Consider the following 1,555-nt stretch of genomic DNA (forward strand, 5'->3'; position numbering starts at 1 on the left):
TTCTATAATAACGATACGAGCGCGTGAGAGGTCGATAGCCGCCAAGGCCAAGGCGAATGGTGCCAGATACGCACCTGCGGTGAAGGTGAGGGCTGACAGCTGGTCAGAGGTCGTGGCGCTTTTGGGCAAGTATGGGATAGCCGCCGAGAGGCTGGCCCAAAGCCCCGTGCAGACAGATATGACCGCCGGGCGATCCGCTACCGCTAAACGCGGTGATACAGCCCGCCCGCCCGTATTGCGTGACCGCAAGCGGACGCCCCCATTGGTCTGGGGGAACATCGCCGCTTTTCCCCCCCGATTTATTTCTGTCGTCATCATCGAAAGCAGGGAACTTCGTCGCGCGCTCGTGATCGACACCGGGCTGGATGATCCGCCCACTGCTCGGTTTCTAACAGCAAATAACGGCAGGGATCCTCCCCGTATGCAACCAAGAAACAGCACAGAGTTGCTGCTGATCAGGAGATGGACGGCACTGTATCCACTAGCTCGACAAATGAGCCTGGGAAGTCGCCGTCCCCCGACCCTTTAAGTAGCTACGGTAGTTCCTTAACCCCGGCAGCTATTTTCCTTAGAGGGCATCGGCCACGTTGAGTAAAAGGACCTTTCAGATGTGTAGCACACTGAAGAAATTCTCACCCAAAGAGCAGAAAACCATCATCCTCAGCATCTTCGCAGATTTTGCCGAAAGCGATGACGACGGCGATCTTTTGTCCTACCTTGACCACATTGGCTTTGATCTGCGGGTAATTAGCCATGTTAAGGAACTGCCGGCTGCGTTTGTCGCCAAATATCGTCTGAAAACTGGTAAGTACGATGTGGACCGCGCCGCAAATGACCTGGCCACCTGGCCACCAATTGCCGCCCGCATCGCGGAACTGACAGAGGCCGAGCAAAAAGGTTTGCCTAATGATTTGTGAGTGGCAAACGCAGATTGATGTGCGTCTCCTCGGCCGAGATCTGCCAGACCGTAAATGGCTTGCGTCACAGTGGGTGCGGATCACTACGACAACATGTCACTTCGGGGGTGTCCGGTATTGGTTCCTCTGTCCCAACTGTGGTCGCCGCTGCGCCATCTTGTACCCGCAGGTCTGTCGTATTTGCGCCGACGGTCGCTATGAGGTTGAGCTACTCAGCCCTGAACACCGGAAAATCACTAGAGCGATCCGACTGCGTAGAAGGCTTGGTCCGACTGAGAACGGGGTGGTTGGACGGATTCCGCCAAAACCCAAATGGATGCGTTGGCATACCTACTTGAACCTCCGATCTAAGAGTGAGGCGCTTGAGAAAATGGTATGGACAACGGCCAGTGCGCGGCTTGTCGATCGCATCCCGCATTGCGGTGCCGCTGGGCCCGAAAAGCATCCTAACATCAGGCGAGAGCCTCCTTGATCAGGATGCCACGAATGAAAAGTCGACGCCGGCATCGTCGCTCACGCTTCCCGTGGCGGCGCAGCTACAGGACCGGCGCGTCGCCTTGCAGCGTCCCGCCGTTCTGTCACAATATGACAGCGCGACGGCCCGGCAATAAGTACATGAATATGCCTCGAAACAAATA

General features: G+C 56.3%; 1 protein-coding gene. It reads left to right on the plus strand.

The features are described from left to right. Nucleotides 1–608: 608 nt before the first annotated feature. Nucleotides 609–917, plus strand: coding sequence for a hypothetical protein (locus tag ACOI1H_RS25490; RefSeq protein ID WP_422441115.1), 309 nt, complete (start codon nucleotides 609–611; stop codon nucleotides 915–917). Nucleotides 918–1,555 lie beyond the last annotated feature (638 nt).

Source organism: Loktanella sp. DJP18 (assembly GCF_049310965.1).
In the GTDB taxonomy this organism is placed as follows: Bacteria; Pseudomonadota; Alphaproteobacteria; order Rhodobacterales; family Rhodobacteraceae; genus Loktanella.

Excerpts from the sequence above, each read along its gene's own strand:
- ACOI1H_RS25490 (WP_422441115.1), top strand. The coding sequence starts at position 609 with ATGTGTAGCACACTGAAGAAATTCTCACCCAAAGAGCAGAAAACCATC.